This window comes from Bradyrhizobium ingae, from assembly GCF_055791185.1.
Genome location: NZ_JBVUBB010000025.1, coordinates 22,367 through 40,543, shown reverse-complemented (window position 1 = coordinate 40,543; position 18,177 = coordinate 22,367). Strand labels below are relative to the sequence as shown.

Sequence of the window (18,177 nt, the reverse complement as noted above, 5' to 3'; positions counted from 1 at the left end):
CTGGCGGGATCGCAAAGCTGCGTTAGCCAAGAAGTCTCGTCGCCTCCGGCAGGGCAGCAATGTCTGCTATTGCTTTGACGAAAACGGCGAACAATGGTTGATCGATACGGATCCGAAGAAGAGGCCGCGGGAGCTGAAACGATGAACGGTGCGGAAAGCCTGGTACGGACGCTGGTCAAGGGCGGGGTCGACATCTGCTTCACCAATCCCGGGACCTCGGAGATGCACTTTGTCGCGGCGCTCGACCGTGTTCCCGGCATGCGCTGCGTGCTCGGCCTGTTCGAGGGCGTGGTGACGGGTGCGGCCGACGGCTATTACCGCATGAAGGGCACGCCCGCCTCGACGCTGCTGCACCTCGGCCCCGGCCTCGCCAACGGTCTTGCAAACTTGCACAATGCCAAGAAGGCGCATTCCGGCATCGTCAACATCGTCGGCCAGCATGCCGGCTACCACATCGGCTACAACGCGCCGCTCACCTCCGACATCGAGGGCCTGGCGCGGCCGATGTCGTCCTGGGTGCGGACCTCGCCGGACGCCAGGTCGGTCGCCGCCGACGGCGCTGCGGCAATCGCCGCCGCCAAGAGCTCGCCGGCACAGATCGCGACCCTGATCCTGCCCGCCGACACCGCCTGGAACGAGGCCGACGGCATCGCCGAGGTGCAAGCGGAGAAGCAGCGCCCGTCCTACTCGCCGCAGGCGGTCGACACCGCCGCCAAGATCCTCCGCAATGACGGCAGCCGCACGCTGCTGTTGATGGTCGGCAGCGCACTGAGCGAGCAGGGCCTGGCTCTGGCGCAGCGCATCGCGGGGAAGACCGGCTGCCAGGTGATGGGCCCGACCTTCCGCCCGCGCATGGCGCGCGGCCGCGGCCGCTTCTCGATCGACCGCATCCCTTATGTGATCGATCAGGCACTGCCCCTGCTGAAGGATTTCCGCCACATCATCCTGGTCGAGGCGAACGATCCCGTCGCCTTCTTCGCCTATCCGAACAAGCCGAGTCTCTTGAAGCCCGAGGGCTGCGAGGTCCATCGCATGACCGAGTGGGGCGAAAACTCGGTCGCGGCGCTGGAAGCGCTTGCCGGCGCGGTGCATGCCACCTCGCACGACGTCAAGCCGCAGCAGCTTCAGGAACTGGTCAAGCCGACCGGCGCGCTCAATTTCACCACCATCGCGCAGGCGATTGCCTATGCGATCCCCGAGAATGCGATCCTGATCGATGAATCCCTGACCACCGGGCGCGGCTTCTTCCCGCCCACGGCGGCGGCGGCACCGCACGACTGGATCCAGAACATGGGCGGCTCGATCGGCTTCTCGACGCCGCTCTCGATCGGTGCTGCGATCGCCTGTCCTGACCGCAAGGTCATGTGCATGGTCGGCGACGGCAGCGCGATGTACACGATCCAGTCGCTGTGGACGCAGGCCCGCGAAGGACTGAACATCGTCACCATCGTGTTCGCCAACCGCATCTACCAGATCCTGCGCGGCGAGTTCGACGGCGTCGGCGCCGGCGAGCCCGGCCAGCGTGCGACCGACATGCTCAGGCTCGATCGCCCGACCCTCGACTTCGTGGCGCTGGCCAAGGGCATGGGCGTGCCGGGCCGGGCCGTCACCAACGCCGAGGAGTTCAACAAGGCGCTTGCTGAAGCCGTCGCCGAGCCGGGACCGCGGCTGATCGAAGTCGTGATGTGAGGTAAGCTCCGGACAGAGTGCTTTGGGGGCACGATGCAGACCGAGCTGAACAAGGTGATCGCGGCGCTCCGGGATTTCTACGCCAGAGAAGATTTCCTGTTCGAGAAGGATGTCGGCGAGCGCGCGGTCACCCACCGCTTCGCCGTCTATCTGGAGAAGCAGTTCTCCGGCTGGGCGGTCGATTGCAACTACGACCGCCTCGGCGAACGCACGCTGCACCTGCCGCGCGGCACGATCATCTCAACCGACGATCATCTGGGAAAATCGATCTACCCTGATGTCGTCGTGCATCAGCGTGAGATACCCAACAATCTGCTCGCGATCGAAATCCGCAATGCGAGCAATCACACCGCGATCGAGCACGACCAGCAGAAGCTGAAGGCGCTCACCGATCCCCATGTTTGGTTCGCCTATCAGATCGGCGTTCTGCTCGTGCTCGCGAGGGAGAACGTAACAGCCGCGGAAGTCTATGTTGGCGGCGTGCCCGATCGGACGCAGACCGTCTGGTTCGCCGAACGGCTGCGGGAGACCGGGCTCGGTGTTCCGCACTAGCGTGCAATGAAGCGAGTACGATGGGCTGCCTGGATCGAGCTCTTTCGGGAGAGGCGGTGAACTGGCTCGTCTGACCGATCCAATCACAACTGGTTGGACGGTACGGCAATGCCTGTTCTGTGAGGCTGACCACAGTGCACGCCCGCTTTTCGACTGATGTTCGCTGACTTGCGCACGTTCGTCGCGCGGGATTAGGCTTTCGTCATTCTGATCGGGAATTTTGGAGGCTCTCATGCAAAGGTCATATTTGCTCGCTGCGAGTGCCGCATTCGCCCTCATGTTGCAGATGCCGATTGCGGTGGCTCAGGGCACCGACGGCACTGCCGCACCGCCTGCGGCAACCGCGCCGCCACCGCAAGCCACGACCCCTGCGCCTGCCGCAACCACGACCGCGCCGGCCGCGACGACCCAAACCACCGCGCCGGCGACAACGCCCCCTCCGGCGGCCGCGACTGCCACGGCCGCGGCCCCATCAATGGATTCGAAGAAGACTGCCGAGAAGAAGCCGGCCAAGAAGAAGCAGATGACGCGGCAGCAGGAGATCGATCATTCGATCGACACCGGCACGGTTCCCTCGCGCTATCGCAGCTCGGTGCCAAGGGAGTATCAGAAATACATCCCGTTCGATAAGAAGTAGTGTAAGTTCGCCGGCGCGACGACGCCACGTTGCGCCGCATCTCAACATCGACGAGGACCCGGATTGAGCGTCGCTTTTACCAAAGAAGAGAGTGCCGAAACCGCATCCGAGACGTTGTTGCCGGATCGTCCAATTTCGCCACATCCCAACCTGGTGACTCAATCGGGATTGCTGGCTCTGGAGTTGCAGCTTCGGCAAGCGCGCGAGGCGTATGAGGCCGCGCAGCGCATCGAAGATGTCAACGAAAAGCGCCGGCAGTCGGCGGTCCCCTTGCGCGACGTCCGCTACCTCGCGGAAAGGCTGCGCACGGCCCAACTGGTCCCCGATCCGGCGTCGACCGAGACGGTCGCCTTTGGCAGCACGGTGACGTTCAGCCGGGCCGACGGCCGCGTGCAGACCTATCGCATCGTTGGCGAAGATGAAGCCGATCCGAAGGCTGGGTCGATCTCGTTCGTAGCTCCGGTCGCGAAATCGCTGATCGGGAAGGCGGTCGGAGACGTCGTCGGTGCGGGCAATCACGAGATCGAGATTCTGTCGATCGCGTAGGGGCGTGTGCGGCGGCGGACTTTTGCGGACCCGCCGCGTGCCCCGAAATCAAAAAGCCAAGACTGTTACGGTCTGCAACAAATCCAAAATCATTTGTCACTCGGCGAACGGCTCATTGTCGGACTGTTGTCGCATTCTACAATCGCGTTTGACGTAACCGAATTCGACTCCGGGCGGGGCGTCCGATCTTCCGCGGCTGACGATCTGCTCATCGAGCCAATTGCATCGATGGGCCTTTGATAGATGCCGAGTTCAGGCACGCCCATTCGATCATCTGCGGCAAAATTTGCCGACCCGGATTCTGCTCCCGATACGTATAAGCCAAAGACAGTCAGCGCTCCGTGTTCGCGCGAGGCTTTTCGTGAGCACCATAACAGCAGTATCCTCCTATACGGTTGCGCAGATCGCCAACCTGACGAAGACCGAAATCGAATCGTTGACCGATACCGATATCGACGGTCTGTCGGCGACGCAGATTGCGGCCTTCACTGTGACCGAGATCGCAGAGCTGAGCTCGAGCCAGCTCGCCGGGCTTTCGACGACGCAGATGAAGGCCCTGACGACGACCGAGATCTCGGCGCTGACCCCGAGCCAGCTGTCCTTCAGCGTGACCCAGCTGGCGGTCCTCAGCGCGGCTCAGTTCCAGGCATTCGACGATGACGTTGTTGCCGCCCTCTCGGCAACGCAGATCAAGGGGCTGACGACAACAGAGATTTCGGCGCTGACGAGCGACCAGTTCGAGGATCTGACATCCACGCAGATCGCGGTGCTGACGTCGACGCAGATCAGGGCGTTGACCACCTCCCAGCTCTCCTGGCTTTCGGATACCCAGGTCGCCGCGCTGAGCACGACCCAGCTCGATGCCCTGACCAAGACCCAGGTCACCTCTCTCAGCACTAGCTTCATTGCCGAATTGACGACGACGCAGCTTGCCGGTCTGACGGCAACCGAAATCAGCGCATTGTCGGTCACGCAGGCCGACGCCTTGAGCACCGAACAGATCGCAAGCCTGGCGACGACGCAGATCAAGGGGCTGACCAGCACGGCGTTGGCCTCCCTGTCCACCGCGCAGATCGCGGCCTTGAGCGGAACGCAAATTGCAGCGCTCTCGGCCTCGCAGGTCAGGGGATTGAGCCAGGACCAGATCTCATCGCTCTCCGACAGCCAGTTCGCGTCGCTGACTGCCACCGAAATCGGTGCCTTCACAAGGACCCAGATCGGCTACCTCTCGACCACCCAGATCGCGGAGCTGACCACCACGCAGCTCGCGGGGCTCACCGCCGGCGGCGTCACAGCTCTGAGCAGCGAGCAGCTCCAGGCCCTGACCGATACCCAATTCCAGGCGCTGACCGTAACCCAGATCAGCGGGCTCACCAGCACGCAGGTGACGGAGCTGACGTCGGACCAGATGGATCTGTTGTCGGTGACCCAGGTAGCGGCGCTGACGACCACGGCGATCGGAGCGTTGTCGGCAACGCAGGTGACTGAGCTCGAGATCACCCAGCTCGCTGCCCTGACCGTGACGCAGATCGCGGCCTTGACGACGACGGCAGTAGTCGCGCTGACGACGACTGAGATAGCCGCGCTGACGACCGCGCAGATCGGCGGGCTCAGCGCCACCGACCTCGGCAGTCTGGGTCTCGATCAGTTCGCCGCGCTGACGACCACCCAGATTGCGAGGCTGAGCTCCACTCAGGTCAAGGGACTGTCCGGAGACCAGCTCGAGACGCTCACTGGTTCCCTACTGGCGGCACTCACATCGAGCGCGGTCGCCGGTCTCACCACCACACAGATCGGCCTCCTGTCGGACACGCAGATCGCGGCTTTTTCAACCACGCAGGTCGCCGGTTTGACCAGCACCGCGATCGGCGCGCTTTCGGTCGAGCAGATCTCGATGCTGACGCAGACCCAGCTCGCGGCGCTGTCGACGACCCAGGTGAAGGGCCTGAGCAGCACCGAGATCGCGGCCCTGTCCACCGCTCAGCTGAACGCACTCACCGCCACCCAGGTGGCGGCGCTGACGATCACCGCCATCACCGGCCTGACGGAAACGCAACTCGTCGCGTTCACGGCAACTCAGTTTTCGGCACTCACCTCGACCGAAATTTCGGCCCTGACGTCGACCCAGATTGGTGCGCTGACGACGACCGAAATCGGCGCGCTCAGCATCACCCAACTGAAGGGGCTGACCAGCACTGCGGTCGCGGCGCTCAGCACCACGCAGTTTGATGCCCTTAGCTCAACGCAACTCGCAGCCTTCACGACCACCCAGATCAAGGGACTGACCGGCGACGAGATGGCCGAATTGACGGGAACCCGGCTCGCCGCTTTGACTCAGACTGAGCTCTCCGGGTTGACCACGACCCAGATCGGGATGCTGGCGACCGATCAGATTGCCGCGCTCACGACCACCCAGGTCTCGGGTCTCACCGCCACCGCCATCGGCGCGTTGTCGGTCGAGCAGCTCGGCTCGCTGACCACGACCGAGGTCGCGACACTCACCACTACGCAGATCGGTGGGCTTACCAGCTCCGAGCTCGCAGCGCTGACCACCACGCAGCTCAATGCGCTGACCACGGCCCAGATCGCAACCCTGACGACCACGGCCGTCGCAGGTTTGACCGAGACCCAGATCGCGGCGTTGGGCAGCAGGCAGCTCAATGCCTTGACGACGACGCAGCTCGCCAAGCTGACGACGACTGCCATCGATGGCCTCTCCATTGCGCAGATCGCGGCCCTGACGACGACACAGATCAAGGGGCTGACCAGCACTGCGATCGCCAGCCTGACCATCAGCCAGTTCGAGGCGCTGACCACGGCGCAAATCGGAGCCCTGACAACGACGCAGATCCAGGGTTTCACCGAGGAAGAGATCGACGTCCTCACCGATACACGACTGAGTGCGTTGACCTCGACCGAGCTCGCCGGCTTGACCACGACCCAGGTCGCGTTCCTGTCGGAGACCCAGATCGCTGCGCTGACCACGAAGCAGATCTCCGGCCTCACCAGCACGGCAATCGGATCGCTCAACACCACCCAACTGTCTGCGCTGACGACCACCCAGATCGCGGCACTGACCACGACGCAGACCAACGGCTTCACCGCGACCGAAATCGGCGCCCTGACGCTCGATCAGATCGGTTCGCTCACCACCGTGCAGGTCGGGTCGCTGAGCACGACTGCCGTAGCCGGCCTCACCGAGACGTCGGTCTCCGCGCTCGATACCAAGCAGCTCGGCGCATTGACCTCGACCGAACTCGGTGCGTTGACGACCACCGCCGTCGATGCTCTGACGACAACCCAGCTCGCGGCGTTGACCACCACCCAGATCAGGGGCCTGACGAGCACGGCGATCGGCTCGCTCACCACGACGCAGATCGGGACCTTGTCGGACAAGCAGCTGGCGGCGCTGACGACGACGCAGGTCAAGGGACTGACGACCGACCAGATCGGGGCTCTGACCGCGACCCAGCTCGGCGCCATGACCTTGACCGAGCTCGCCGGCATGACCGCAACCCAGATCGCCACCCTGTCTACGACCCAGGTCGCCGAGCTGACCGCGACCCAGCTCAAGGGGCTGACTTCGACCGGCGTCGCGGCGCTGAGCGCAGCGCAGCTGGCTGCGATGTCGACGACGCAGCTCGCCGCTCTGACGGCGACCGGAATCAGCGGGCTGACGACCACCGATGCGGCTTCACTGAGCACGACCCAGGTCAGTGCCCTGACCACCACTCAGATCAAGGCGTTCTCCACCACGGCAATCAAGAGCCTGACCGCCGCGGCGATCTCGACACTGTCGACGGCCCAGCTCGCGGCGATGACGTCGACCCAGGTGAGTGTCCTCGCGGATACGCAGCTCGCCGTCCTGACCGCCGACCAGATCACCGCTCTGACGACGACCGAGATGAGCGGGTTGACGAGTACCCAGATCGCCGGGCTGACCCAGACGCAATTCGCCGCTCTCACGGCGACCCAGATCGGCAACCTGTCGACCACGGCCGTCACCGGCTTGACCGCAACCGAACTGGTCGCGCTCACGACCACGCAGCTCGCCGCTCTGACGGCCACTCAGCTCGCGGCGATGAAGACCACGCAGGTTGCGACGCTCGCGGCAACCGAAATCGCTTCGTTGTCGACGACGCAGGTGAGGGGGCTGACCTCGACCGAGATCGGCGCCCTGACGACGACCCAGGTCGAGGCGCTGACGACCAAGCAGGTGTCTTCCCTGACCACCACGCAGATCAAGGGGCTGTCGGCGGACCAGATCAGCGCGCTCACCGAGACCCAGCTCTCCGCGCTCTCCGTCACCCAGCTCGCGGCATTCTCGTCGACGAGCCTCGGCAACCTCGACGCCGATGTATTCGCCGCGCTGACCACGACGCAACTCGCCGCGCTGACGTCCACACAGTTTTCCGCGCTGACCGCGGCTCAAGTCGAAGCCCTCAGCGCGACGCAGATTTCGGCCCTGACAACGACGGAGCTCCAGGGCCTGAACGCCACCCAGGTCAGCGCCTTGTCGACGACGCAGCTCGCCGCCTTGACGACCAGGCAGATCGCCGCGCTGAGCGCGGCCGCGGTTGGCGGGTTGAGCACGACGGAGGTTGCTGCGCTCGGCACAACTCAGCTCGCGGCACTTACCACGACTGCAATTGCAAGCCTGGTCGAAACCCAGCTCGCAGCGCTCACCACGTCGGAACTCTCCGCGCTCACTACCACCCAAGTCTCCGCGATTGCGGCAGCAGTAATCGACGGACTGACGACGAGTCAGATTGCCCACCTGACCACGACGCAGATCGCCGCGCTCACGTCGACCCAGGTCGGTGGACTTGTCTCCACGCAGGTTGCCGCCTTCACGACGACCCAGATCGCCGCGCTTACCACGACGACGATCTCGGGCCTTCTGCAGACGCAGGTCGGAGCACTGACGACGACCCAGATCGGTGGCTTGAGCGCGAGCGCAATCGCCGCGTTGACCACGACCGGCATCGCGGGCCTGACGACGAGCGACATTCGCGCCCTGACGACGACCCAGATCGGCGCCCTGTCGACCACGCAACTCGCCGGCCTCGCCGAGACCCAGGTGACGGCGCTCACTGCCACACAGGTTGCGTCACTCACGACCACCCAGATCGCCGGTCTGACGGCAGTCGAGATCGGTGAGCTCACCACGACCCAGATCGGGGCGCTGTCGACAACCGAGCTCGGCGCGCTGAGCGCGACGCAGATCGCCGGACTGACCTCGACGGAAGCCGGCGCCCTGACGACGACGCAACTGGGCGTGTTGAGCGCGACCCAGATCGCGGCCGTGACCGCCACGGCAATCGCCGGTCTGACCACCACCGCAGTCCGGGCGCTAACCACCACGCAGATGTCGTCGCTCACGGCGGCGCAGGTGGCGGGGCTGAAGGAAACGCAACTCGCGGTGCTGTCCAACGAACAGATCGCCAAGTTGACGACAACCGAGATCAAGGGCCTGACCGCCACCCAGATTGCCGCTCTGAATACGGCGCAGCTGGCGGCGCTGACGACGACCCAGTTCTCGGCCCTGACCGTGACGGCGATCGCAGGGCTGACGACGACCGAGGTTGCGGCGCTGACGACGACCCAGCTCGCCGCGCTCTCCGTCACGCAGCTCTCCGGGTTGACCGACACTCAGGTGCAAGCGCTCACGCAGGCGCAGTTCGCGCTCCTGACGGCAACGCAGATCGCGGCACTGAGCACAACCGGGCTTGACGGTCTGGAAACAACCGATCTCGCGTCATTGACGACGACCCAGATCGCGGCCCTGACGAGCACTCAACTCGCCTCGCTCGACGAGACCCAGATCGATGCGCTGACCACGACCCAGATCGGCGTTCTTACCACGACCCAGATCAAGGCGCTGTCGGCGACGCAGATCGCGGCACTTGCCGCCACCCAGCTTGCAGCCCTCACCACCACCCAAATTGCTTCGTTGACCACGACTGCGGCATCCGGCCTGACAACGACCGAGATCGAGGCGCTGACCATCACGCAGCTTGGGGCTCTGACCGCGACGGCCCTCGGTGCGTTGGGCGCGACGCAAGTTGAGGCGCTGAGCACCAGCCAGATTTCCGCGCTCACCACGATCCAGGTCAGGAGCTTGACCAGCACCGAGGTCGCCGCGTTGACGACGACGCAGGTTGCAGTCCTGTCGAGCGACCAGGTCGCTGCGCTGACGGCCACGCAAATCGGCGCACTCACCGATACCCAGCTCGAAATCCTGACGGCCACCCAACTGGCGGCCCTGACCACAACGCAGATGTCGGCGCTATCGACCCAGGCCATCACGTCGCTGACGTCGTCGCAGATCGCGGCGCTGACGACCGCCCAGATCGCGGGTTTGACTGCGACCGAGATCGGCGCGCTCGCCTCGACGCAGATCGCCGCCATGACCGTCGCGCAGATCGCGGCGCTGACCGCGACCGAAGTGAAGGGACTGACGGGGACGCAGATTGGCGCCCTGTCCACGACGCAGCTCTCGGAACTGACGACGACCCAGATGGCGGCGCTCTCGATCACGGCGATTCAGGGGCTGACTGCAACGGAGCTTGCTTCGCTCTCCACCACCCAGCTCGGCGCGCTCACCGCCACCGAGATCGCGAACCTTACGACAACCCAGATCGCGGGCCTGTCGGCGACGCAGATCGCCTCATTGACGACGACCCAGCTCAAGGGGCTGACGACGACGGAGATCGGTACATTCAGCACGACCCAGCTTGCCGCCCTGAGCACCCGGCAGGTTGCGAGCCTGACCAATACTGCGATCTCCGGCCTGACCGACAGCCAGGTCGCGGCCTTGACGACGGCGCAGCTGTCGTCGCTGACCACGACCCAGATCGCCGGGCTCTCCACCACCGGCATTCGTGGTCTTACCGCGACGGAATTCGAGACGCTGAGCAGCCGCCAGGTCGCTGCGCTGACATCGACGCAAGTTGGCGCGTTGACCACGACCCAACTGGCCGGTCTGACGACCACGCAGCTCCTGGAGATCACAACGACCGGCATCGCCGGCCTCACCGCGACGCAAGTCGCCGCGCTATCCGACACTCAGTTCGCCGCGCTCGACGCCACGGAGATCGCCGCGTTGACGAGTACCGCCGTCGCCGGGCTGTCGGTCACGGAACTCACCGCACTTACGGCGACCCAACTCGCCGCCCTGAGTTCGACGCAGATTGGAGCACTTACGGCGACGCAGATCGCAAGCCTGTCGAATACGCAGATCGCAACGCTGACCACGACCCAGCTCAAGGGCCTGACCACGACCGAAGCCGGCGCGCTCACGATCGATCAGCTCGCTGCACTTGGAACCAAGCAGGTCGCCGCCCTGACCACTGCTGCCATCTCCGGACTGACCTCGAGCCAGGTGGCGGCACTGAGCGACACGCAGGTTGCGGCGCTGACGACAACCCAGATCGCCAATCTGTCGACCGCCGCGGTGACCGGGCTGACGACCACGGAGCTCGCAGAGCTCACCACCACCCAGCTCACCAGCCTGACCGCAACCCAGATCGGCGCCCTGACCACCACCCAGGTCGCGGGCCTGACGTCGACCGAGCTTGCTACGTTGACGACCGCCGAGGTCGGAGGGTTCACGAGCGCAGCGGTCAGGGCACTCAGCAACACCCAGCTCGCGGCACTGAGCACGACACAGCTGGCCAGCCTGTCGACCTCGGGCATCTCCGGCCTCGCGGCGAGCCAGATCACGTCGCTGACCACCACTCAAATCCAGTCGCTGACGTCCACCCAAATCGGAGCGTTGTCGACGAGCGCGATCTCGAGCCTGTCCTCGGACGAACTTTCAGCGCTCACCACGACCCAGTTCCGCAGCTTCACGACGACCCAGATCGCCGCTTTCACCGCCGCTCAGCTGGCGGGGCTCACCACGACGCAGATCGGTCTTTTGACGGCGACCGAGATGGCCGGATTGACCAGCACGCAAGTCAACACGCTCTCCACGGCGCAGATCAGCGCGCTGAGTTCGACCCAGATCGCGAGCCTGTCGACGACGGGCGTCTCCGGCCTGACCGCGACACAGGTGGCCGCACTGACGACGACCCAGCTCGCAGCCTTTATGGCGAGCGAGATGGGGGCGCTGACGGCCACGGCGATCGCGGGCCTCACGACCACCGAATTCGCCGCTTTGACGACGACCCAGTTCGGCGGCATTTCGGCAACGGGCATTGCCGGCCTGTCGGCGACCCAGATCGCCGCTTTGACGACCGCGCAGATCGATCTTCTGACCTCGACTGAAATCAGCGGCCTGACCTCCGCCCAGGTCGGCGCCCTCAGCACCACCCAACTTGCCGAATTGACCGCGAGCGACATCGGGTACCTCTCTCCCGTTGCGATCACCGGTCTGACCGAGACGCAGATCGACGCGCTGACGGTGACCCAGATCAGCGGCCTGACGTCGACGCAGATCGGGTCGCTGACCACAACGGAGATCGGATACCTGTCCTCGACGGACATCGCCAGCCTGACCGTCACCCAGCTCGCCGGTCTGGTGCGCATGCAATTGCGCGCCCTCAGCGCGGACCAGATCGCCGCGCTGTCGACAGCGCAGATCGCGTCGCTGACTGCAACTCAGGTCGGATCGCTGACGGTCACGGAGCTGGAGACGCTGACGAGCACGCAGTTCGATACACTCACCTCGACGCAAATTTCGGGAATTTCCGCACAAGCGTTGAGCAGCATGGACGAGACGAGAATCTCCGAACTCTCTGCCGTTCAGCTCAGTGGCCTCACGACCACGACGATTTCGGCTCTGACCACGACATTCCTGGAATATCTTTCGGTCGACCAGATTGAGGCGCTCAACGCGACGCAAATTGACGCATTGACGACGACTCAACTAGCTAGTCTGTCGGTCGAGCAGACGGTAGCGCTGGATCTCGCAGTGCTCTGATGCAGCTCTCCGCTTTCCGTCCGTGTTGCGGTGGACGTCACGCGAACGAAACTGTCACGATGCAGCATCATTTGTACACAAAATATAGCGGATCGTTTCTGTTGTGTGTCCATGAGTGTGACGACGTCGCGTCTCGTTCAATCAGAAGCGAGACCGACGCCCGACACGTCACTCTGCGCGCCGTGAAGCGTTCGCAAAACCGATAATCGAGAGGCCTAGAGATGGTTGATGATATCGCGGTGCTGGCTCCTGCTTCCGCACCGGAGCGCGGGTTCGGCGTCATGGATTTGATCCGGGCCTCGGACAAGCTGAAGCAGAACGGCGAGCATCGCGCGGCCGAAAGCCTCTACGCCGCCTGGATCCAGAGCAATCCGAACGATCCCCTGCTTTACGCCGTCCTGTTCAACTACTCGGTGCTGCTCACCGAGTCCGGCGACCTGAGGCCGGCCCGCGAGAGCCTGGAGCGCTGCATCGCGCTGAACGCGGATTTCATGCCCGCTCATATCAACATCGGCAGGATCCACGAACGAATGGGCGCGGTCGGGCAAGCGGTCGTGCAATGGTCGAAGGTCACGGAGAAGCTCGCGCCTGTGACCGGAGCCAACATTGCCTACAAGACCACGGCACTCAACCAGGCGGCACGGGCGCTCGAGGCCACCAACCAGGATGCGCTTGCCGAGGACTTGCTGCGCCAGAGCCTGGAGATCGACTGTCATCAGCACGAAGTGGCGCAGCACCTTGTCGCGGCGCGGCAGCGCCAATGCAAGTGGCCGGTGATCGTCTCTTCGGAGCGGGTCACCCGCGACCTGCTCGCCGCGGGCATGTCGCCCTTATCGGCCGCCGCTTACACGGACGATCCGATCCTCCAATTGGCGAGCGCCTGGAACTACAACAAGGCCGATATCGGCGCGCCCTCGGCCATCATGACTGACTGGCCGCGTGCCCACGACCATGCTGGGCCATTGCGGATCGGCTACGTCTCATCCGATCTGCGCGAGCATGCGGTCGGCCATCTGATGGCCGAGATTTTCGAGTTGCACGATCCCGGCGCGGTCGAGACGTTCGCTTACTATTGCGGACCAACGGCGAGCGATCCGCTACACCAGCGCTTCAAGGCCTCGGCCGATCACTGGGTTTCGATCAGCGAACTCGACGATGCGGCCGCTGCCCGCCGGATCGCCGAGGATAGCATCCAGATCCTCGTCGACGTCAATGGCTATACCCGCGAGGCCCGCGCCAAGTTGTTCGCGATCAGGCCGGCGCCGGTGATCGTCAATTGGCTCGGCTATCCCGGCACGATGGCAAGCCCTCATCATCATTATATTATTGCCGACGATTGGATCATCCCCGAGAGCCACGAGCTCTACTATTCGGAGAGGGTGGCGCGGCTGCCATGCTATCAGCCCAACGACCGCAAGCGCATCGTTGCGGATTGGATGCCCTCGCGCAGCGAGATGGGGTTGCCGGAGGATGGCACGGTGTTCTGCTCCTTCAACGGCCTGCACAAGCTGACACGATTCACGTTTGAACGCTGGCTTCGCATTCTGAACGGCGTGCCGGGCAGTGTGCTGTGGTTGTTGGGAAGCGACGAGGCCGTCAGCGAGCGGCTGCGGGCCCATGCGCTCGCGCATGGCGTTGCGCCGGAGCGCCTCGTGTTTGCCGACAAGATGCCTAATCCGCAGCATTTGGCACGCTATAGGCTGGCCGAGTTGTTCCTCGACAGCACGCCATATGGCGCGCATACCACGGCATCGGACGCACTATGGATGGGGGTGCCGGTGCTGACGCTGAGCGGGCGCTCGTTCGCGTCGCGTGTGTGCGGCAGTCTGGTCCGGTCCGCCGGCTTCCCCGAACTGGTCTGCATCACGCCGGAGGACTATGTCGAGCGTGCCATCGCGCTCGGCAGGGATCGGATCCGCCTGCGAGACTATCGCGAGCGCATCCTCTCGGCGCGCGATACCTGCACGCTGTTCGACACGCCGCATCTCGCCCGCGAGATCGAGGTACTGTACGGCCGGATGTGGAGTGAGTTCAGGAATGGCGAACTGCCGCAGCCGAATCTTTCCAATCTCGATGTCTATCTGGAGGTCGGCCTTGCCATCGATGCCGAGCAGACCGAGGTTCAAGCTGTTCCCAACTACAATGCGTGGTGGTCCGAGAGGCTCGCCAAGCGCCACGCGATCCGACCAATTGCTCCCGATCTGCGTCTGCACTCCGCATGATGCCTTGAAAGCTCGCTCCCGCCGCTCGCTCCCGCCGTGCGCGGTCGGAGACGTCGTCGGTGCAGGCAATCAGGAGATCGAGATTCCGTCGATCGCGTAAGGGCGCGCTTGGAAGCGCGCCACGGGTCCAACTCGGCGCGTATGTTTGCGAAACCGGCGAGGTGCGCAGGGGCCTTCAGTTGTTCGGCCGCAACCTCCAGCCGTATTCCTGATGGGGGATCGTCGCAGTTATGTCGACATCCCTGCTGGCCGAAAGGCGCCAGGCTGCCACCCCGAAGCACAAAGTCAGGGTGAGGGCGATGGCAAGCAGAAGCATCGAGACGAAATCACTCATGCGTACGCGCCCCATAATTTGAAATTGCGAGCAGAGAGCGAGCACGGGTTGCCGATTCGGAAAATGCAGACAGGCTGACCTAGTGCGGATTTTCCCCAGCGGTCATGAGGGCGAGCGCAACCGGGCACCGGCAAGGCTAGTTGTCGCCATTGGCTGACTGCTCCGAAGACGGCTCTCTTCGGCGCGGAAAGAGCATACCGACCGTCCCGATGATCACCAGAAGCATGCCGGCGATCATCAGCCAATGAGGAAGCTGAAGCTGCAGCGCTTTTTCGAGCATCCTTGGGCCTCACCGAAATTGTTAGCTGGGGCCGACGGCGCTTATGAGACCGACCAAGATATGGTCTAGCGCGACGACAGTCCACAGGGTGGGTGAGGTGGAGGACAAGCCCGCGACAAAGATCCAGATACCGCCTCCCAAGAGGAGGGCTGAGATGGCGTAAGCGGCAGCTCTGTCCATTGGTCGACCGCAGGGCAGCACAGGATCGATTGCGCCTGTAGTGACTCGCGGCGGCTGGGAACGTTCCTACGGCCAGAGTTGGCTGATGGGCCGCCTCAGCCGACAGTCGGTGCGGCTACTGCGTCGGGAAGCGAACAGTCAGGCGTCCGCGGTTAGGCTAGGCTTTTCAGGCAATACTTTGGTGATTCGGAGAAACGACATTGGCAATGGGTAAAGTGAAGTGGTTCAACGCGACCAAGGGTTATGGCTTCATTCAACCTGATGACGGCGGCTCAGATGTTTTCGTCCACATCAGCGCCGTCGAGAAAGCCGGCTATACCGGCTTGGCCGAGGGCGCGCGGATCAGCTACGAGCTGAAGGCTGGGCGCTCGGGCAAAATGTCTGCGGAAAGTCTGCGGATCGGGTGACGGCGGCGCCGCGGTCGCCGAGGTCCGAGCGGTCACGCTGCGACGTCGAACGACGCAATGAGGGCGCGCATATCATTTGCGAGGCCGCGATAGTGCTCGCCCATCCGCAGGTATAGTTCGCGTTTGCCTCCATCCGCTCGCTTGGCAATCAAGTCGCATTCGTCAGCAAGGCTTTCAAAGCGTTCCAGCTTGGCTTGGAAACCAGTCATGGGCAGGCCCCGAACTCATTACTAAAAAAGGGATGAGGACCGTAATCGCTTGATTAGGTCAGAGCAAACATTGTTATCTCATATAAGCATAATTTGTTCGGCTTCGTGCATTTAAGCCCCAGCCGACCGATACGGCATGGATCTTCAGGACATTCTTCTCGAAGTCAATCTGCTTGCGGTCTTGTCAGTTTCCACCTTTTAGTTGAATCGCTGACAGAAAGCGCGGCAAGCGCTGGCACCTCCTCGCCGGCGGCAACAACCGGTCGCGCGATCACCTGGCGTGTCTTTCCCGGATATCCGAGGGAAGTGTGGCGGCGCCCGAACTGAGCGCGCGTTGCATCAGGACGGTGTCGACCCATTGTCCAAGCTTGAAGCCGACTGACCTCAGTGTTCCCACCGGCTGAAAGCCCACGCGGCGATGCAGCGCGATCGATCCGGCGTTTTGGCTGTTGCCGATCACAGCAAGCATTTGCCGCCACGGGCCGGCTTCGGAACGCGCGATCAACTCGTGCAGCAAGGCCATGCCGATTCCGCGGCCGCGCATCGTCTCCGACACGTAAACGGAGTCCTCGATCGTGTGGCGATAGGCCGGCCGCGGCCGATACGATGTTGCGTAGGAATAGCCGGCAACTTGCCGGTCGACTTCGGCAACAAGGTACGGCAAGCCGGCGGACACCACGGCGGCGCGGCGCTTGAGCATTTCGTCGAGTGTCGGCGGCACTTCCTCAAAGCTTGCAAGCCCGTTCAACACGTAAGGTTCGTAGATGCGCTGCACGTCGGCCATATCGACTTCTGTCGCGTCGCGGATCACGACATCTCTGTTCAGTGCTGTCATTTCGTCTCTTTCATAAGCCCTGCGTTGAAGACCGGAGGGGTGATGGGCACGACGGTGTTCTTGCAGCCATCAGAGTGCTCCGGACGCGGCCGAAATCGTTACCGTTGCCCGAGCATGCAGATCCGCTTTATATAAGTAAAGCTTAGTCATCTTATGCAAAGCATAAGCAAGGCTTTTGATGAAAAACCTCAATCTCGACTACCTTCAGAGCTTCCTCATCGTGACCGAGTGCGGCAGCTTCTCGGCCGCCGCCGAACGGCTGCAACTCAGCCAGCCCGCGGTCAGTCTCCAGGTTCGTCAGCTCGAAAAGAGTCTCAACGCGACGCTGATCGAGCGCGTGGGGCGAAAAGCAAGACCGACCGCCGCAGGTGCCGCGTTGCTCGCCCACGCGCAGCAGATCAACGCGGCCGTTACGTCAGCCCTCGACGCAGTCGCGCACCACACGACAGGAACGGCAGGGCGCGTGCGGCTGGGGACCGGCGCGACGGCGTGCATCTTCCTGCTGCCGCCGATCCTCAGGGCGTTGCGGATGGAGCTCCCCGCTCTCGAGATCACGGTCACGACGGGCAACACCGCGGAAATCGCCAAGGCGGTTGAGGACAATGCTATTGACGTCGGGTTTGTCACGATGCCGGTCTCCGGACGAAGTTTCGAGATCACGCCGGTGATGAATGACGAGTTCGTCCTGATCGCCCCTCACGACATGGCGCTTCCGGCGCGGATCACGCCGGCCGTCTTGGCGAGCAAGCCGGTTGTCCTGTTCGAACCGGGCGGAAACACACGGCGCTTGGCGGACGAATGGCTGCTGCGAGGCGGGGTCTCTTTGAAGCCGCTGATGTCTCTCGGCAGCGTCGAGGCGATTAAAGAAATGGTGCGCGCCGGTCTTGGCTGCGCGATCCTGCCGGGCATGGCGGTCGACGCAAAGTCGAAGCATCGGAATCTCGTCGTTCGATCGCTGTCACCCAGACTTCACCGCCGTCTCGCAGTTGTTGTTCGCCGCGACAAACGTCTCGATCTCGGCCTCAGAAGGGCGGTATCCGCGCTAAAGGCGATCTCCCGAGTCTGATTGGTGGCACGATCGTGAGTTCTCGCTGAGCGACAATGATGTGAGCAGCGTGTCGCGCACATTGTGCCCAACTTTCCTGGGGGCACTCTCCGAGTGGATCGAACAATTAAATTGTTGAACTCAGGAGGGAAATGGTGGGCGCACAAGGGATCGAACCTTGGACCTCTCCCGTGTGAACCACAATCTGTAGACCAGAGCCAACCAAATCAGGCCATAGTTGAGATGTAAAAACTCATTTGAGTGATGGGGGTTACGGCCTCTTGCGGCCATAAGAGCCCATAGGTGACTTTGCTA

At 63.4% G+C, this 18,177-nt stretch carries 11 protein-coding genes; 8 read left to right on the top strand and 3 right to left on the bottom strand.

Annotated elements, in window-relative coordinates:
• Positions 1–141: 141 nt before the first annotated feature.
• From ACV1FX_RS28595 to ACV1FX_RS28570, 6 genes are all read left to right on the top strand, one after another.
• On the top strand, positions 142–1,689 hold the full coding sequence (locus ACV1FX_RS28595) for an acetolactate synthase large subunit (RefSeq protein ID WP_473120901.1): 1,548 nt from the start codon (positions 142–144) through the stop codon (positions 1,687–1,689).
• A 33-nt stretch (positions 1,690–1,722) separates the two neighbouring features.
• Positions 1,723–2,241 carry a hypothetical protein gene (locus ACV1FX_RS28590; RefSeq protein ID WP_473120900.1) on the top strand — a complete coding sequence of 173 codons (519 nt, stop codon included), beginning with the start codon at positions 1,723–1,725 and terminating at the stop codon, positions 2,239–2,241.
• A gap of 232 nt (positions 2,242–2,473) precedes the next feature.
• Positions 2,474–2,878 carry a hypothetical protein gene (locus ACV1FX_RS28585; protein WP_473120899.1) on the top strand — a complete coding sequence of 135 codons (405 nt, stop codon included), beginning with the start codon at positions 2,474–2,476 and terminating at the stop codon, positions 2,876–2,878.
• Positions 2,879–2,941: 63 nt separating this feature from the next.
• Entirely contained in the window at positions 2,942–3,424 is a 483-nt protein-coding gene (gene greA / locus ACV1FX_RS28580; RefSeq protein ID WP_473120898.1) for a transcription elongation factor GreA, read from the top strand.
• A 361-nt stretch (positions 3,425–3,785) separates the two neighbouring features.
• Positions 3,786–12,350, top strand: a complete 8,565-nt coding sequence (locus tag ACV1FX_RS28575) for a beta strand repeat-containing protein (RefSeq protein ID WP_473120897.1) — start codon at positions 3,786–3,788, stop codon at positions 12,348–12,350.
• Between the two features lie 221 nt (positions 12,351–12,571).
• Positions 12,572–14,572 carry an O-linked N-acetylglucosamine transferase, SPINDLY family protein gene (locus tag ACV1FX_RS28570; protein ID WP_473120896.1) on the top strand — a complete coding sequence of 667 codons (2,001 nt, stop codon included), beginning with the start codon at positions 12,572–12,574 and terminating at the stop codon, positions 14,570–14,572.
• A 175-nt stretch (positions 14,573–14,747) separates the two neighbouring features.
• On the opposite strand, the gene ACV1FX_RS28565 is transcribed toward ACV1FX_RS28570, so the two are convergent.
• Both ACV1FX_RS28565 and ACV1FX_RS28560 read right to left on the bottom strand, forming a co-directional pair.
• Complete coding sequence (locus ACV1FX_RS28565; protein ID WP_473120895.1) at positions 14,748–14,906, bottom strand: hypothetical protein; 159 nt, start codon at positions 14,904–14,906, stop codon at positions 14,748–14,750.
• A 136-nt stretch (positions 14,907–15,042) separates the two neighbouring features.
• Positions 15,043–15,186, bottom strand: coding sequence for a hypothetical protein (locus ACV1FX_RS28560; RefSeq protein WP_473120894.1), 144 nt, complete (start codon positions 15,184–15,186; stop codon positions 15,043–15,045).
• A 380-nt stretch (positions 15,187–15,566) separates the two neighbouring features.
• Between ACV1FX_RS28560 and ACV1FX_RS28555 the strand changes: the two genes are divergently transcribed.
• Positions 15,567–15,773 (top strand): cold-shock protein, encoded by a 207-nt coding sequence (locus ACV1FX_RS28555; RefSeq protein ID WP_473120893.1) that lies wholly within the window; start codon positions 15,567–15,569, stop codon positions 15,771–15,773.
• A gap of 480 nt (positions 15,774–16,253) precedes the next feature.
• On the opposite strand, the gene ACV1FX_RS28550 is transcribed toward ACV1FX_RS28555, so the two are convergent.
• Positions 16,254–16,793 carry a GNAT family N-acetyltransferase gene (locus ACV1FX_RS28550; protein WP_473120892.1) on the bottom strand — a complete coding sequence of 180 codons (540 nt, stop codon included), beginning with the start codon at positions 16,791–16,793 and terminating at the stop codon, positions 16,254–16,256.
• A 202-nt stretch (positions 16,794–16,995) separates the two neighbouring features.
• Here ACV1FX_RS28550 and ACV1FX_RS28545 point away from each other — a divergent pair, with 202 nt between their 5' ends.
• Positions 16,996–17,883, top strand: a complete 888-nt coding sequence (locus ACV1FX_RS28545; protein ID WP_473120891.1) for a LysR family transcriptional regulator — start codon at positions 16,996–16,998, stop codon at positions 17,881–17,883.
• Positions 17,884–18,177: the final 294 nt, after the last annotated feature.